Raw genomic sequence first — 16187 nt, forward strand, 5'->3', positions numbered from 1 at the left:
CGACAAGCATAAGACAAGCGCTGACAGAAGGCGCTTTTTGCCTTCCGAAGTGATTGGCTTATGACCTCGAAGGGCTGGGCGCTGGAGCTGGACATTTGTATATGTTGAGAAAGTTATACTTTCTAATATCCTAAAATATAGCCTTTTTCTACTATGTATGTATAGATAACGTAGGCAATTGTCAAAAATTCGCCGTTTTTAGCGAATTGGTTTTTGATGATTAAAAGAGGGAAACATAAAAATGTGTCTAAATAATGTTGAAGAAAATAGAAAAATGGGGTGAGGGCATGTACATCTATATGACTAATGGGACCTATGAATTTATGAAAAATAGGAAGGAAAAGGCATCTGGCGAGAAAATGTACTTAATGCAGAACGCGGAAACAGCTCTACTGCTTCATGAAACAAGCGGAAAGACGATTTTTAGTTCTCCTCGTAAATTTGAAACAGTTGATTCCGCTGGCGAACTGAAACAAGGCGGCTTTATCGTCATGAATAATATACCGGTTACAGATGAAGGCAGACCGGTTTTTGAATACCGCTTTAAAAACCGGGCAGGGCTAATCGAAAAAGAGCCAGGATTTATTGCCATTCGTGTGCTCCGGCCGCTTAATTCAAATACGTATGTTATTTTGACTCAATGGGAGAACGAGCAGTACTTCAGAAACTGGCAAAACTCCAAGAGCTTTCAAAGTGCCCACGCAAACAAAGGAGCTGAAGGAGAGGCTGACTCTGCCACAAAGATTTTTTCCGGTTCCTCCTATGTCACCCAATACGTACTGGCAGAAGATGAGGATTAAAACAAACATTTTTTTATTAATGACCTTGTATCCTGACAAGGTCTTTTTTGATTTTATAAGACACTCTTCTGTTTATCCCCCTGTTCCTGGGCCGCTGCAGCCCGCGATTCCATTAAGGGCACCAACCATTCTTGGCTAAGAAATGAATTTTCGCAGGCTTCTTTCACAAACTTTTCTTATTTTCATATTGTGTAGTAGGGAATCATGCGGGCGTATGTCACGGCTTGCGCTCTTTGTTTCACCTACTAAACAAGGAGGAATGTTTATGGGCATAGAGCTTGTGGCTCTTCACTGGATATATATCCTGTTTATTGTTTTAATCATAGGTTTTATGATAGCGCGAAGAGATACCACTCTCGTCTGTATCGCAGGAATTTTTACGATAGCCCTGACCGCAACTGGAAATCTGCCAGCTTCTGTAAGCGGGATCTTCGGAAGCTTTATCTACGCCATAACGGAATTGCTGCCGACGATTGTTGTTATTTCCCTGATTGTGGCTATGAGCCGTGTGCTGACAAAAACCGGTATCAATGATGTTATGATTTCTCCTTTTTCCAAGCTGATCAGGACTCCGGGTCTTGCTTATTGGACGATCGGAATAGTAATGATGCTGATTTCCTGGTTTTTCTGGCCATCCCCTGCAGTGGCATTACTTGGGGCTGTATTGCTTCCAGTTGCTGTCCGGGTGGGACTCCCTGCTATTGGCGTAGCTATTGCGATGAACCTGTTTGGCCATGGAATCGCCCTTTCAGGTGACTTCATTATCCAGGCCGCACCCAAACTGACTGCAGACGCTGCTTCTCTTCCTGTCGGAGAAGTTATCAGTGCGAGCGTGCCGCTTGTATTCACAATGGGTCTGGTCACAACAGTAACCGCTTTCTTTCTATTAAAAAGAGATATGAAGCTGGGCCGGCTTTCATCAAAAGTGGTGGAAACCGCAAAGGACGAGAATACTCAGGTTGACCTCTCATTACTTTCAAGCGGACAAAAGAAGTTTTTCGCATTGTTTATTCCTGTAGCTTTTATTCTAGATGTCGCGGCGATGTCTATTCTAAAACTCCAGGGTGGGGATGCCACTGCACTAGTTGGCGGCACTTCTATCTTCATATTAATTCTTCTATCTCTTGCTGCTCACAACCATCATGGCCTTGAAAAAACTACTGGTTATTTAATTGATGGTTTTCAATTCGGCTTCAAAGTATTTGGGCCGGTTATACCTATTGCAGCATTCTTCTATCTTGGAGATTCCGGTTTTATAAAGATTCTTGGAGAACATCTTCCAGCGGCCTCGCAAGGTATTGTTAATGACCTGGGTATTGCGCTTGCCCATACCGTTCCTTTGTCAAAAGAAATTGCTGCGATCACTCTCACATCAATCGGTGCGATTACAGGATTGGACGGATCTGGCTTCTCAGGAATTTCGCTGGCAGGTTCCGTTGCCCACCTCTTCTCTGAAGCCATTGGATCCGGTGCTGCAACACTGACCGCTCTCGGCCAGATTGCGGCCATTTGGGTAGGAGGCGGCACCATCGTTCCATGGGCACTGATACCTGCCGCAGCAATTTGTAACGTCGACCCTTTTGAACTTGCACGAAAGAATCTGCTGCCAGTCGCAATAGGGCTTGTGGTTACCACCATTGTTGCTATGTTTTTAATGTAATAAATTTAAGCTGTATCCAGGAAGAATCAAGGGTTAAAGTAATAGCCCTCTGTATAACCTGGTGCAGCTTTTTTCTATTACCAATGCAGCTGAAGTGCTCAATTATTACTGAGGTAAAAAACAGCATCTTTAGTATTTTTCAATCCTTTGTTATGAACGATGTAACAGGATGTCCTGTCAGAAACATATTAAAATTCTTTTTTCGAAGTGATTTTTCAGTGAAGCTTTTTTACCACTTTTGTTAATCATTGTGTTTCGGTCCCTCCTTTTTCTTTTATCGTGCTATAATTGTCATAATATTCTCAATCACAAACATTAAAGGAGGCAATACCATGAATAGCAAACTTGAATCTCTTTTAGAAAATTCTTTGGAAGAAATGATATCTATCCGCCGATACTTACATAAACATCCTGAATTATCATTTCAGGAAACGCAAACGGCGGCTTATATTTCTGATTACTACCAGAATTTAGGCATTGAGCATCGGACTGGAGTAGGCGGGAATGGCGTTGTGGCAAGAGTGACAGGGGCAAAGCCGGGAAAAACAATCGCACTTCGGGCTGACTTCGATGCGCTGCCAATCCAGGATCAAAAAGAAGTTGAATACAAGTCCACCGTTCCTGGCGTTATGCATGCATGCGGCCACGATGGCCATACAGCTACATTGCTTGTCCTTGCTAAAGTAATGAATGGTATGAAAGATGAACTCGAAGGTACTTATCTATTCATCCATCAGCATGCTGAGGAGTATGCTCCAGGAGGGGCAAAGCCGATGATCGAGGATGGCTGCCTGGATGGTGTTGATGCCATATTTGGTACCCACCTATGGGCTACAGTTCCAACCGGGACAATTCAATACCGTGTCGGTCCAATCATGGCGGCAGCTGATCGTTTTGAAATTGAGATTCAGGGACAAGGCGGCCATGGGGCGCAGCCGCATACAACCAAGGATTCTATCGTAATCGCTTCCCAACTGGTATTGGCACTTCAGCAAATCGTAAGCAGACGCGTAAATCCGATTGACTCTGCTGTTGTTACTGTAGGCTCTTTTACAGCGGAAAATGCGTTCAACGTAATTGCGGATAATGCGAAACTCGTTGGGACAGTTAGAACGTTTAATGAAGAAGTCCGCGATTTCATTGAATCGGAAATTGAAAAAATAACACGGGGAATTTGTCTGGCATCCGATAGTGAGTATAAGTATACATACTTCCGCGGCTATCCGCCTGTTGTGAATCATGAGACTGAGACACTCCATTTAGCCGAAATCTCAAAAGGAATTAACGAAATTAATACTGTGGAGGAAAAGGATCCGGAGATGGGCAGCGAAGATTTTGCTTTCTATTTGCAAAACGTGAAGGGAACCTTCTTTTTTACCGGCGCAAGGGCAGAAGGTGTCGAAATCGCCTATCCGCATCATCACCCTAAATTCGATTTTGATGAACGCGCAATGTTAATAGCAGCTAAAACTCTCGGACTTGCAGCAATAACTTATCAGGTAAAAGAAGCTCAAAAAGCATTGGTATAATAAAATAATTAGGCAATACTTGTTAATAAGTTTGTCTTTCTTGTCTTAGAACGAGAACACCTGGGCGGCTATTCCTGCGAAACGAGGGCAGAGTTGATGAAAGAACATATTCTGGAAACCATCATGCAAATCGAAAAAGAGCATGAGGTAAAAATTCTTTATGCATGCGAATCCGGGAGCAGGGCCTGGGGGTTTCCATCCAGGGGCAGTGATTATGATGTTAGATTTATCTATATTCATAAAACAAATTGGTACCTATCAATCGATGAAAAAAGAAATGTAATTGAAATTCCAAACCGGGATTCGCTTTCTATCCCGGTGCACAACCTTTTAGATATCAGCGGCTGGGAATTGACAAAAACCTTAAGATTGTTTCGGAAATCCAACCCCACTTTACTGGAATGGCTTCATTCAAGCATAGTTTATTACTCGTCCTGCTCAACAGTAGAAAGGATGAAATCTTTAGCTTTAGATATTTTTTCACCCGCTCCATGCTTGCATCATTACTTGAATATGGGAAAAAAGAATTTACGGGACTTTATGCAAGGTAATGATGTAAAGATAAAAAAATATTTCTATATGCTATATCCTGTACTGGCAGCGGGTTGGGTTGAAAAATACAATTCTATGCCACCGCTTAAATTTATCAGTCTTTTAGACGATGCTCTTCCGGAAGGAAAACTTAAAGAAGAAATAAAGAGCATAATAAAGCGGAAAATCGAAGGCGAAGAGTTGGATTCAAACCCAAGGAATGAAGTTATTCTTCACTTTTTACATGCAGAAATAAGCCGGCTAGAAGCATATACAAAGAGCTTGCATAACGAAATGCCCGACCCAACCAGCCAGCTTGATGCATTATTCAGAGACAGTTTGAAAGAAGTTTGGAATGATTAAGCTCTCGTCAGCTATGACAATAATTTTTCGGCAGACCCTTGTAATAAGTCAATCGGAGTCTGTAAAATTATCAAAAAATCACCTCCTGTGCTAAAGCTTCAGGAGGTGAACCATTTTTTTATTTAAGCTGCGGACTTACTATAAAATATGCAGCCGAAGGACGAGCGTATAGACGCATGTCCTAAGATTGATAAAAATTTCTTCCTTGCCCCCTATTCTGCTAACATCCTCATCCGATAACAGTTCATAGCTGTATTACCCAGGAGCTGCACTAAATTGTAGTTGGCATATGCCCCAACAATAGCTCCAATCCCGGGAACCAGCTGGAACATTTTTACCAAATCAATATGATCCCGATATTCCTGCTGAAACACCCTCCAATCAACCTCCAAATATTGTTCTTTTTCATGATCCCAATTTTCCAAAATGCGGTATGTCTCTATCCGTTTTTCATCGCTTGAGAAAGCAAGCTGGAACACATAAAGCAGATATACACGTTCCTCATAGTCTTTTATATTAAAGCCATATAAAGCTGCAATTTCAAATAACATCTTCATTTTTATGCTTATAAGCAGCGGAAAATCAGCCAGTCCCAGCAATAGTCCCCCCGCTCCGGTACCTGCCCCTTCAATGGTTGCGGTCTTCTGGTAGGCTTCAATCTTCTTCAATACTTCCCTTTCCTTTTGCTCGAACGTTAAACCGCTAACATCCTTAGCTTTTGTAGTTAGGTTGCTTCCTGCTAATGTTGTTTTAACCATGCTTTTTATACTATCGGTGATAACCTCATGTATCTTTTCTGGTATAACGCTATTAATTTTATTTTGAGTAGTCTTTGAAAACCTTGAAAGCATCCCTGACCGTTTCATCAGCTTTTTTTTCCATGCTGCTACTTCCTGATAAGCATTTATTTCATATACTTCCATTTAACTATCCCCTTTAATTTTCCTTTCATTATTTACGTTTATATTAATAAATAAGTTTCATTATGATCGTTTAAAACTAAAAAAAGACCGGGGAAGCAGTCTGTAGAATGTGGACGCAATTAAATTAATCAATTTATCTTAACAGTACTTCCCACCAATAACTCACTGTATGTCGTATAAACACCTACATTTTTTTAAAAGCATCATAAATATTCACCTAATATATGGTAGTATTCCAATATTACACAAGAATATATCAATCTGTCTTCACTAATTAATCTAAGAAAAAGAAAAAGGACATTACAGTAAATGAATAAAACACTTCATTAAATAACAAAAGGTCACAGGATTACCTATGACCGATTAAACCTTAATTTATCAAGATTTATGAAGAGAAATTTAATAATCTGTACCCTTCAATAGTTATTAACTTACCCTGTTTTATTAATAGACGAATTATTCGCTTCTTTTTTCTTTTTAATAACGTTGGCAATCATCGGATAAACAACAGAGAGAATGGATACCGACAAAATGAGGGCCGAAATGGGTTGGGTAAAGAATGTCATATAATCATTGGTCAACATTAATTGACGTCGGAAAGATTCTTCCATCATTTTGCCTAAGACCAATCCCAAGATCATGGCCGAAGGAGAAAAATCATATTTAATCATAAAATGGCCAATCACCCCAAATAATAGCGCAATCCATAATTCATCCTCCAACAAAAGCCGCGACACTGGCAATCAGCATCGAGAAGAAAATCACATACAACAATAAAGGTTGCTCAGTCATCATCTGCGGACCAGGCTGCAACCCTTGAAGCGATAAAGAAGCCAAAATAACCGCTGTTGTTTGACTTCCCGGAATCCCCAATGTCACGGTTAATATCCTCGTCCTAAGTTTTATTTAGTTAAACCCACAGAACTATATCATCCCTGTCCTTTCTAGTTTTAGGACGGGGTTCATTTTTCCGGTAACCGAATGCTGCCATTACGGAGACAGCTAAATGCCCATCTTCAAGCAAACCTTCCTCTGTTAAAATCTTTTGGACCTTGTTAAAATGAAATCCTTCAATCGGACAAGAGTCTATTCCAATTAGAGCGGCAGCTGTCATCATATTCGCCAAGGCAAGATACGTCTGTTTACTTGCCCAGTCGAATGCCGTTCGTTCATTTTCAAGAATATTGAGATCCTCTTCCTGAAACTCCCTGTATCGGATTTTCATTTGCTCAAAAACATCTTCAGGAATCTGTTTTACGCTTAGCATCTGGTTTTTTACATATTCACTATCATATTTAGTGTCTTTAATCGTTCTTGCAAGAATAACGATGAAATGGCTTGCTGTTGGAAGCTGTCCACGTGCTCCCCATGAAACTTCCCGCAGCTTATCCCGCAATTCTTTGTTTTGAATAATTAAAAATTTCCATGGTTCATAACCGACTGAGCTAGGCGACAGCCTGGCTGCTTCTAAAATAAAATTAAAGTCATCTTCAGAGATTTTTTTATTTGGGTCAAATTCTTTTGTTGCATGCCTGAATTGAAATGCTTCAAGTATTTCCTGCTTTTTATCCTCACGACTTCCCATCATGCATTCTCCTTTTTGTCTAAGATTGATCTTAGATAAATGAATGTGAACCGATATATTTTACAGATTACAATAATGCTCAAGTGCGTCTTCACATGATGAGTTAATATTGCCTTCAACTCCTCTGCACTGAATTCAAGGGATATTATTGTCAATTTTGAATCTAACTATTACCTGGTCGATTATAAAGAAAGCAAAAGAAAAGACAATTTATATGCCTACGTTCTGTGAGATGTTCTTCAGAAAGGGGTAGACGAAGGAAAAAAGAAGTAAAAGGTTAAAACATACCCTTATGAAGCCATATAAAAGTTTTATGTCTGTTATTTTGGAGAGCCTTTAAAGACTTTTCTAAATTTATCGGCATCTTCGAATTTTTATCTCACAACTTCCGAATTTTATCGTCAACTTTTACAATATATTGATTTCTCAACACACATCGGCCATTTTTGCAGTATACTGAGCAGATTCTCTAAAAGAATAAATATAATTTCAACTCCCAATAAATAAATAACCTGCGAGGAGACGGTCTCCTGGCAGGCAATCCGCTCATTATTCAACTAGATTTTGCACCTTAAAAAGCAGTCATCTTTTTTGCAGCATACGATCTGAAAAACACCATAAACACAAATCCTGCTGCCAGTATGGCGAAAGACGTAACCCATGCCCCGGTAAATAAAATCACCGCAGCAAAGGTAACTGTTTCAATGAGCAGCATGATCATCAATAATTTCACTATCGATTGAAGCCGCTTTTCCTTTGGCAATGGATACAAATTAATCCAAATTTTCATTTCATGGTTCCGCCCTATTGCCATTAGCTGCAGCCCTGTCATATACAAAAACAATACGGCTGTGAACAGTACAGCAAATATGGATGAAAATGCCAGCATCACAAATGAACCAAGAACTGTCAGCCGGAGCAAGAGCCCAAAGTAATCGTCAGCCCGAAGCAGCGTTCGTGCATAAAGAAAGGTATAGGAAGAAGATTGCCGATACGGAATAAATGACAGCAGCCAATCAAGCCATCTGCGGCGGGAAACCTTCTCCTTAAACTTCGGAACATCGGTGAACATATTCGCGACCCTGTAAAATGACATCATGCGCTTTCCTTCTAAATCGATCAGACGCTCCCATTTAAGCCCTTTGGCTTTTGCTGCCTGGCGGTAAAAAAGCAGTAAACCAATCAGCAAGAATGAAGTTATCAAAGTCAAAATTATATTTGCCCGTGAAAGTAAAAAATACAGTAACACAATATTAATCGCAAGGCGCAAACCGCTATCGAACAATAGGGTGGAGTTCTCCTGGAATTTCAAAACATGCCAGCGGATCAGCAGATTTATATATTTAATGGCCAGCATTAGCAGGAAGATAAGCAAAAAATCCCGCAATGTTGCCCTAGTAACCTTGGAATGCATCGGGAAACCGGCAGCAAGCACCATTAACAGCAAATATCCCTGAAGCACAAGGCTCAGGATAAGAGAGCGCTTGAAATAATCGTCCAGGCGCTTTTCAAGCGGCAAAAGAAAAATCATATCTGCTTCTCTTAAAAATGTATTCACCGGGCTGCTTGTAACCATTAGTCCAAGTAAGACAGCCAGAATGAGGGCTGATGGAAAACCGCTATCAAGCGTTTTAATCCATTCGCTGTAATAATAAGCAAGGCCGCCCAATGCAAATATTAGTACAAACAAAAGATGCCCGTTAAATATGTAACGTAAATATTTCTGGATCTCCTTATTGAAGGTTTGAAACCTTTCCTTCCAAAAATTTACGCTATTCATGATTCATTCTCTTCCTTTGTCAGCTGGATATATAAATCATCAAGAGTTGCACCCGGCATCAAAAACTGCGACCTTAATTCCTCTAAATCACCTTTTGCACGGATTTCGCCATTATGCAAAATGATAAATGAATCACAATAACGTTCAGCAGTTGCAAGAATATGGGTCGACATCAGGATGCCCGCACCATTTTCCTTCATCTTGTTCATTAAATCAAGAAGCGACTGAATTCCAAGCGGATCAAGGCCGACAAAAGGCTCGTCAACGATATAAAGTGACGGCTGTACAAGAAACGCGCACATGATCATTACCTTTTGTTTCATCCCTTTAGAAAAATGGGCCGGAAACCACCCAAGCCGCTTCTCCATCCGAAACTCTTTTAACAGGACAGCCATCCGTTCCTGAAAAACGGTTTCCTCCAGGCCGTACGCCATCGCGGTAAGCTTTAAATGCTCTTCAAGGGTTAGCTCATCATACAGGATTGGCGTTTCAGGGACATACGTAAATTCTCTTCGATAATCTTCAGGCTGTTCCATAAAGGTCTTGCCATTAATGATAATGCTGCCGTTTTTTGGTTCCATTAAACCGATAATATGTTTAATGGTTGTACTTTTTCCAGCCCCATTTAACCCAATCAGGCCAACCAGCTCGTTTGGCTTTACGTCAAAGCTGATACCTTTTAGAACTGGCGTTTTCGTGTAGCCTCCGGACAAATTTTGTATTTGCAATAAGGACATATCAAGGTTCCTTCCTTTAATTCATCTTTTTTTTATATTAACAAAAATTCCACCCGCGATATAGTAATCGTTATCGGGAATTCCATCTTTAACCAGGTAAGTTTTCCTGACTATATGCTAATTATAAAAAAGAAGCAGGGAGCTTCCTACAAAGCAATTGATTTAAAATCAAATTGTGAATGGGGTGCCAGTTAAAGACCTATAACTGAAATATAAGCAGCTTCATTATTTAACGTCTCTATGCAAGGGGATGGTCATCTTGCGCTTAAAGGTTGAATTAGACATTCAAATATAAAATCCCTTTTATAAACGGGGTGTTTGTAAAAGACCAATCAGATGCTTTATACGTTGTGAAACGATATAGAAGAGGAGATGGTCGCCTTGAATGTAATTTCTCCAGAAGTGTCTCACCTGTATACACTCTAATGTGAATGAGGTGTTTGCTAAAGAGGAGAAACAGCCTGAAATAGAACGATGAAATTGAAGCCTCCCTCTTCCCTCAGCAGGATGCAACGATCGGTTGCATCCTGCTTTTTTGTTGCTGTTGCCCTGTTCCCATTATGACTAAATTTCCATGCTATGGTAATATAAAGCTAATAAATTAATTTATGGAAAGGTGCTGTTTATTAATGACAGATTGTATTTTCTGTAAGATTATTAATGGTGAAATTCCGGGTTCAAAGGTGTATGAAAATGAGCATGTGCTGGCTTTTCTCGATATCAGCCAGGTCACAAAAGGGCACACCCTTGTTATTCCAAAAATACATAAAGAAAATATTTATGAGCTTTCTCCTGAAATCGCAGGCCGTCTATTCGAAGCGGTTCCAAAAATTGCGAAGGCAATCCAAAAGGAATTCAAACCGGCTGGCCTGAATATTGTCAACAATAACGGCGAAGCTGCCGGACAAACCGTATTCCATTATCATATGCATCTATTGCCCCGCTATGGCGCAGGAGATGGATTCGGCGCCGTTTGGGAGACGCATACCAGCGACTACACACCCGAAACTTTTCAAAAAATGGCCGCTTCAATTTCCAGCCATATCGAGGAATAGTTCAAAAATAAATAAAATTTCAAAAATAACTCCCCAATATTAAAGCGTTTCTGTTAAGATAGAAACAATTATTTTTACACTTTAATGCAGTACCGTATAGGGAGGGAATTTTTTTGAAACGAGCATACAATTTTAACGCTGGCCCTGCGGCATTGCCTGAGGCAGTATTGGCTAAAGCCCATGAGGAATGGCTCAATATCAATGGATCAGGTATGTCTGTAATGGAAATAAGCCACCGAAGCAAGGATTTTGAAACAATCATTAATCGATCTAAAAGCCTGCTAATTGAATTGATGGAAATTCCTGAGGATTATGAGGTGTTATTTTTGCAGGGAGGTGCAAGCCTGCAATTTTCCATGATCCCAATGAATTTACTCAAAAAGGGAAAGACAGCAAGCTATGTGTTAACCGGTTCCTGGTCTGAGAAAGCATTAAAAGAAGCACAAAAAATCGGTAGCTGCGAGGTTTCCGCTTCCGCTAAGGAAACCAATTACTCAACAATCCCAGCCGTCGGTGAGATTAAGGCTGCTAAGGATGCCGCCTACCTGCATATTACAAGCAATAATACAATATTCGGCACCCAGTGGAAAAACTATCCTGAAGCAACAGAGATTCCTGTTATTGCTGACATGTCCAGTGACATACTTAGCAAAAAGGTTGATGTGAGCAAGTTCGGGCTAATTTACGCCGGAGCTCAAAAGAACCTGGGCCCATCAGGTGTGACAGTGGTAATCATCCGAAAAGATTTAATCCATAAGGATCCTTCCCTGCCAACCATGCTTTCTTACCAGACACATGCTGACAACAATTCCTTATATAATACACCGCCTACTATGTCTATTTATCTGTTGTCTCTTGTTCTTCAGTGGGTTAAGGACCTAGGCGGTGTAGAAGCGATTGAAAGGCTGAATGAGCAAAAAGCAGCTCTCCTGTATAAGACCATTGAAGAGAGTGACGGGTTCTACAAGGGCCACGCCCGTAAAGACAGCCGTTCCCTTATGAATGTAACCTTCACTCTAGAGAATGATGAGCTCACCAAGCAATTCCTCTCCCAAGCGAAGGAAGCAGGCTTTGTCGGATTGAACGGCCACCGTTCTGTCGGCGGGTGCCGGGCATCCATTTATAACGCTGTCCCGCTTGACCATTGTGAGCAGCTTGCTTCGTTCATGAAGAAATTCCAGGCTGCATATGCACATGAAGCATCCGGACAAACAGTATAATCGCTATAAAAATAAATGCTTCAAAATATACAGCAGCCATGATATACTAATAAAAAGCTTTTCGCGGCAGGCAATTAGTGCACTGTCGGAGGGGCTTTCAGATTTAGCTGAGCATAGAAGAGGAGAGATGAGAAATGAATACGAAAACACTGGTATCTTTATCACTTTTAATTGGGATAGGTGCAGCGCTTCACATGTTTGTTCCCGGGTTCTTTATGGGGATGAAGCCTGATATGATGCTGATCATGACCTTTTTAGGTGTGATACTGTTTCCAGAAAAAAAGAATGTACTGTTATTAGGGCTGGCGAGCGGTATTATTTCCGCATTGACCACATCGTTCCCTGGAGGGTTTCTGCCGAATATTATTGATAAATTCTTTACAGCGTTTATCTTTTTCTTCCTTTTACTGGCAGTTAATAAGTTCAAACACTCCCTTATCAGTGTGGGCGCATTAACAGCAATTGGCACTATTATTTCAGGCATTATCTTTTTAGGCTCTGCCTACTATCTCGTTGGGCTTCCAGGTCCGTTCGTAGGATTATTTGCGGCGGTTGTCCTTCCGGCAGCGGCGTTTAACACAGTCGCGATGGTTATTATTTACCCAATCGCCGGGGGAATTGTAAAAAAATCAAACCTTGCATCCAACGTTTCGCATCAACATAGCTGACGCTTTGCCGATACTGGCAAGCTGATTAAAATATCATAGAAAATTCATTACAAAAAGGGATAGAAAAAGCGGTGAAAACTGCTCTTCTATCTTTTTTTTGATCTCTAATATCCTAAGTCACAGAAACTTTTTTTAATATTTATCGTGGATCTATAACCCAACGATCGGGAATCTTCAGGGAAGCCGGTAATTTAGTTTTTATATCTCCCTTAGCCGAGTTAACTTGGGCTTGAGTAAGAAAGATACTGCCGGTGAGATCCGCCCCGCTTAAATTAGCGTCCCGAAGGTCCGCACCGATAAGATCAGCAGCTCTCATGTCAGCTTCTCTTAGGTCGGAGGCTATTAGCAACGCTCCTCTTAAGTTAGATCCTCTTAGGTCAGCTCCCCTTAAATTTGCACCGATAAGGTCACTTCCTCTTCCTGCTTTTGTCTGTTTATTTTTCTGCCGAACAGCCTTTCCTCTTACCAGCTCACTTGTACGTAAAAGCAATTCATTTACAATCGTTCTGTGAGCCGGTACATTAAGGTTTAAGATACCCTCCGGACTTAGATTAGTGAGATATTCCGTTTCTTTTATTGCAGCTTGCAGATCTTTATATATAGGTTGAGCATCCTTTAGAGTCAGTGCTTCATTTAGGTAGCACAGCATTTCCTGCAGCTGCTGGACAATGGGAAATACCTCAAACATTTCCTTAGCCGACGATGGGTTATCCCGCCAGTTGTTTCCACCATAGATTACTTGAGATACCTTTTGGCCTGCCCCAAAGCATTCATATACAGTACAGCCTCGAAACCCTTTATTTCTTAGATCTTTATGTATGCCGCAGCGATAATCTGATTGCAGGTTCGGACAGGGAGTTCCCCCATCCTTATCGAATGCAAAATCAGCAGATTTTAAATAAGGTAAAGACACACAGCACAATCCAAAACATTTTTCACAATCTGCGCTTAAATGTTTAAGAGCATTCCCGTTAATCGTTATCTGACTAGACAATACTTACACTTCCTCTAAGTTTACTGAACGTTCTGTTACCAGCTGGCAGACAATACTCCCTTATATGTTCTATTTTTACTGTTACGTATGAATTTGTAAATATATAATTGAGTTTAGTAATCATAGCTTATGAGAATAAAAAAAAGAGATCGCCAGGCCAAATAGTGATCCCCTTCAGGTTAAAAAATATGGGTTAGAATGAATGCAATGGTCTTATCTGATTATTTAGAGAAATGGATCAATAAAGCTATGATCAGCAGGAGTATCCCTCCTGTTCCGAGAAAACCTGCTCTTTTTCTTTGCAGCTTTTTGGGCGGATATATGCCTGGCCTCCCCGCTGATAATAAATAATGAATCATTCCTGCAAAAAGGAGAAAACATAAACTTAATAATACATATTCTACTGAAGCCAGAGCAGCACCCTCCTTTTCATTTTAGACAAGTATATGCCGGCAGGCTGACTTGTATACCGGAACCCCGCTTTTTGGACACTGGAGGTGTTCAAGCTATTTTTATATATTAAAAAAGGATGAATTCATGTTTGAGAAAAAATTTTTGTGATATAAAAACTAAAGAGTAATGAATTTTACTTATCTTCATTTTTGATGATTACCTCAGCACCACCTTTTTTACATCAGATATAAAAGGATTTTTTAATTATTTGTAGAAAGACTAAACAAATGACTTTGAATGAGGTGACCAAATTTATGAAAACAAGATCTTTATTATTCGGTTTTGTCGCTGGTACATTAGTTGCAGGTGCCGCTGTCCTTCTTTCCGCACCATCCTCCGGAAGAGAACTGCGCGACCGGATTAAATTTAGCAAAGATGAAGCCCTCGACATCCTGCTTGAAATCAAGGCTCGTGCCGCAGAGCTTAAGAATGATACCGTTTACGCAACAAAGGCAAGCAAAGAAACAATTAATCAATTCATAACTGAGGTAAAAGCCCGCATTGAATATTGGAGACTTGAAATTGAGCCTCACAAAAACGAAATTTCCAGCCAAATTCAAGAAATTGAGTCTGCGGTTGGAGAACTGGAGGGAATTGTAGCAAGCTCTCCCATTACTCAAAAAATGGAAAATAAGGACCAGAATAACCAGTAATTTTTTGGATGCGCAGCCAGGCTAGCTGAATCAGCCTCTGCGCATATTTTTTTCATTTTTTTCAAATAGAACAGAGGATAAAAAAATTTCTAAAAATTTTGCAAATTTTTATCTTTATTAATTTTTATTTTATTGTCATAATAAATGTATTAGAATTTTTTTAGGTAGGTGAGACTTGTATGCAAGAAAAAAACTATACTATGAAAGAAGCTATGCTTTTCAGCCAAAGGGTGGCTCAACTGAGCAAAGCTTTATGGAAATCTGTTGAGAAAGATTGGCAGCAATGGATTAAGCCATATGACCTGAATATAAATGAGCATCATATTTTATGGATCGCTTATCATTTGAACGGCGCTTCCATTTCTGATGTAGCAAAATTCGGTGTTATGCATGTTTCTACGGCGTTTAATTTCTCAAAAAAGCTGGAAGAAAGAAAATTGCTCAATTTTTCAAAAAAGGAAGATGACAAACGGAATACGTATATCAAAATTACCGATGAGGGTGAGAAAATTTTACTTTCCCTAATGGAAACCTATGATCCTGGCAAAAATGCTGCATTTACTGGTGCCCTTCCACTTAGGGAGCTATATGGTAAATTTCCTGATATGATTGAAATGATGGCAGTCATCAGAAATATATATGGCGAGGATTTTATGGAGATTTTTGAACGATCCTTTTCCAACATAGATAGTGAATTTACTGTAGAGGAAGGCCGCCTTTCCAAAAAGAAAGCTTCTAAAGAGGCAGAGCCTGTATAAATTCACTTTTAACCATCAAGGACACATCCGATAGACAGTTCTCCAGATAATCAAGCTTTCCTTACCAACATCAAGAAGCGGAAAAGTGAAGTGCGCCCTCCGCTTTTTGCTTTTCATTCGTCTATGTTCAAATCTTCACAGAAGTCCATACTCCCAAACCATTGCATGAAAATAAGAATAAGCTGTTAGCACATGCTATCAAAAATAAGGGTGGTGAAAGCAAAACTTAGCGATACAACTTCCTAAGTAATTTTACATTTAAATATCAATTAGTTTTTCTTTACAAAACAATCGGCACAGATCCGCTCCTTTTCCATAGAAAAAAACCTCATTAATTTTCTGAAACCTATTTCCGTCCCATTCCAGGGCCACACTAATTTATAGGATCTGCACCCAGCATATTGGAAGGGTAAGTTCCTTACAGTACCTGTTTAAATTCCTGATCTCTCTAAAAATACAAAAAGCAGCAAAGCAGAAC

Annotated in this window: 16 protein-coding genes; 9 read left to right on the forward strand and 7 right to left on the reverse strand. The window is 40.1% G+C overall.

From position 1 onward, the window contains the following. Window positions 1–287 precede the first annotated feature (287 nt). The 4 genes from CVD28_RS10935 (at window position 288) to CVD28_RS10950 (ending at window position 4883) form a co-directional block, all read left to right on the forward strand. Window positions 288–800 carry an antibiotic biosynthesis monooxygenase family protein gene (locus CVD28_RS10935; RefSeq protein WP_101592563.1) on the forward strand — a complete coding sequence of 171 codons (513 nt, stop codon included), beginning with the start codon at window positions 288–290 and terminating at the stop codon, window positions 798–800. A gap of 265 nt (window positions 801–1065) precedes the next feature. Beyond that, complete coding sequence (locus CVD28_RS10940; RefSeq protein WP_101592419.1) at window positions 1066–2460, forward strand: hypothetical protein; 1395 nt, start codon at window positions 1066–1068, stop codon at window positions 2458–2460. Between the two features lie 332 nt (window positions 2461–2792). Next, window positions 2793–3989, forward strand: a complete 1197-nt coding sequence (locus CVD28_RS10945) for a M20 family metallopeptidase (protein ID WP_101592420.1) — start codon at window positions 2793–2795, stop codon at window positions 3987–3989. Window positions 3990–4085: 96 nt separating this feature from the next. After that, window positions 4086–4883, forward strand: a complete 798-nt coding sequence (locus tag CVD28_RS10950; RefSeq protein WP_101592421.1) for a nucleotidyltransferase domain-containing protein — start codon at window positions 4086–4088, stop codon at window positions 4881–4883. 212 nt (window positions 4884–5095) lie between these two features. On the opposite strand, the gene CVD28_RS10955 is transcribed toward CVD28_RS10950, so the two are convergent. The 6 genes from CVD28_RS10955 to CVD28_RS10980 all read right to left on the reverse strand — a co-directional run bounded on the left by CVD28_RS10955 (window position 5096) and on the right by CVD28_RS10980 (window position 9908). Then, the gene (locus CVD28_RS10955) at window positions 5096–5806 is read right to left on the reverse strand and encodes an EcsC family protein (RefSeq protein ID WP_101592422.1); all 711 of its coding nucleotides are present in this window, start codon (window positions 5804–5806) and stop codon (window positions 5096–5098) included. A gap of 431 nt (window positions 5807–6237) precedes the next feature. Further along, entirely contained in the window at window positions 6238–6528 is a 291-nt protein-coding gene (locus CVD28_RS10960) for a hypothetical protein (protein ID WP_142384760.1), read from the reverse strand. Next, entirely contained in the window at window positions 6518–6685 is a 168-nt protein-coding gene (locus tag CVD28_RS10965; protein ID WP_180954117.1) for a tripartite tricarboxylate transporter permease, read from the reverse strand. Before CVD28_RS10965 ends, CVD28_RS10960 begins: the two co-directional genes overlap by 11 nt. A gap of 31 nt (window positions 6686–6716) precedes the next feature. Then, window positions 6717–7391, reverse strand: a complete 675-nt coding sequence (locus tag CVD28_RS10970) for an NAD(P)H-dependent oxidoreductase (RefSeq protein ID WP_101592425.1) — start codon at window positions 7389–7391, stop codon at window positions 6717–6719. Window positions 7392–7962: 571 nt separating this feature from the next. Beyond that, window positions 7963–9171, reverse strand: a complete 1209-nt coding sequence (locus CVD28_RS10975) for an ABC transporter permease (RefSeq protein WP_101592426.1) — start codon at window positions 9169–9171, stop codon at window positions 7963–7965. Continuing rightward, complete coding sequence (locus tag CVD28_RS10980) at window positions 9168–9908, reverse strand: ABC transporter ATP-binding protein (protein WP_101592427.1); 741 nt, start codon at window positions 9906–9908, stop codon at window positions 9168–9170. The genes CVD28_RS10975 and CVD28_RS10980 overlap by 4 nt, the downstream gene beginning before the upstream one ends. 629 nt (window positions 9909–10537) lie before the next feature. On the opposite strand from CVD28_RS10980, the gene CVD28_RS10985 reads away from it, so the two are divergent. The 3 genes from CVD28_RS10985 (at window position 10538) to CVD28_RS10995 (ending at window position 12851) form a co-directional block, all read left to right on the forward strand. Continuing rightward, window positions 10538–10963 (forward strand): HIT family protein, encoded by a 426-nt coding sequence (locus CVD28_RS10985; RefSeq protein ID WP_101592428.1) that lies wholly within the window; start codon window positions 10538–10540, stop codon window positions 10961–10963. Window positions 10964–11076: 113 nt separating this feature from the next. After that, a complete protein-coding gene (gene serC, locus CVD28_RS10990) occupies window positions 11077–12183 on the forward strand; it encodes a 3-phosphoserine/phosphohydroxythreonine transaminase (RefSeq protein WP_101592429.1) in 1107 nt (368 codons plus the stop codon). Between the two features lie 134 nt (window positions 12184–12317). After that, window positions 12318–12851, forward strand: a complete 534-nt coding sequence (locus CVD28_RS10995) for a tryptophan transporter (protein WP_101592430.1) — start codon at window positions 12318–12320, stop codon at window positions 12849–12851. 139 nt (window positions 12852–12990) lie between these two features. Here CVD28_RS10995 and CVD28_RS11000 read toward each other — a convergent pair whose 3' ends face one another. After that, window positions 12991–13845 (reverse strand): pentapeptide repeat-containing protein, encoded by an 855-nt coding sequence (locus CVD28_RS11000; protein WP_101592431.1) that lies wholly within the window; start codon window positions 13843–13845, stop codon window positions 12991–12993. 707 nt (window positions 13846–14552) lie between these two features. Here CVD28_RS11000 and CVD28_RS11005 point away from each other — a divergent pair. Continuing rightward, window positions 14553–14951, forward strand: coding sequence for a YtxH domain-containing protein (locus tag CVD28_RS11005; protein WP_180954118.1), 399 nt, complete (start codon window positions 14553–14555; stop codon window positions 14949–14951). Window positions 14952–15130: 179 nt separating this feature from the next. Continuing rightward, window positions 15131–15709, forward strand: a complete 579-nt coding sequence (locus tag CVD28_RS11010) for an HTH-type transcriptional regulator Hpr (RefSeq protein WP_101592433.1) — start codon at window positions 15131–15133, stop codon at window positions 15707–15709. Window positions 15710–16187 lie beyond the last annotated feature (478 nt).

The sequence above is a fragment of the Bacillus sp. M6-12 genome, from assembly GCF_002860285.1.
Taxonomy (GTDB): Bacteria; Bacillota; Bacilli; order Bacillales; family DSM-1321; genus Peribacillus.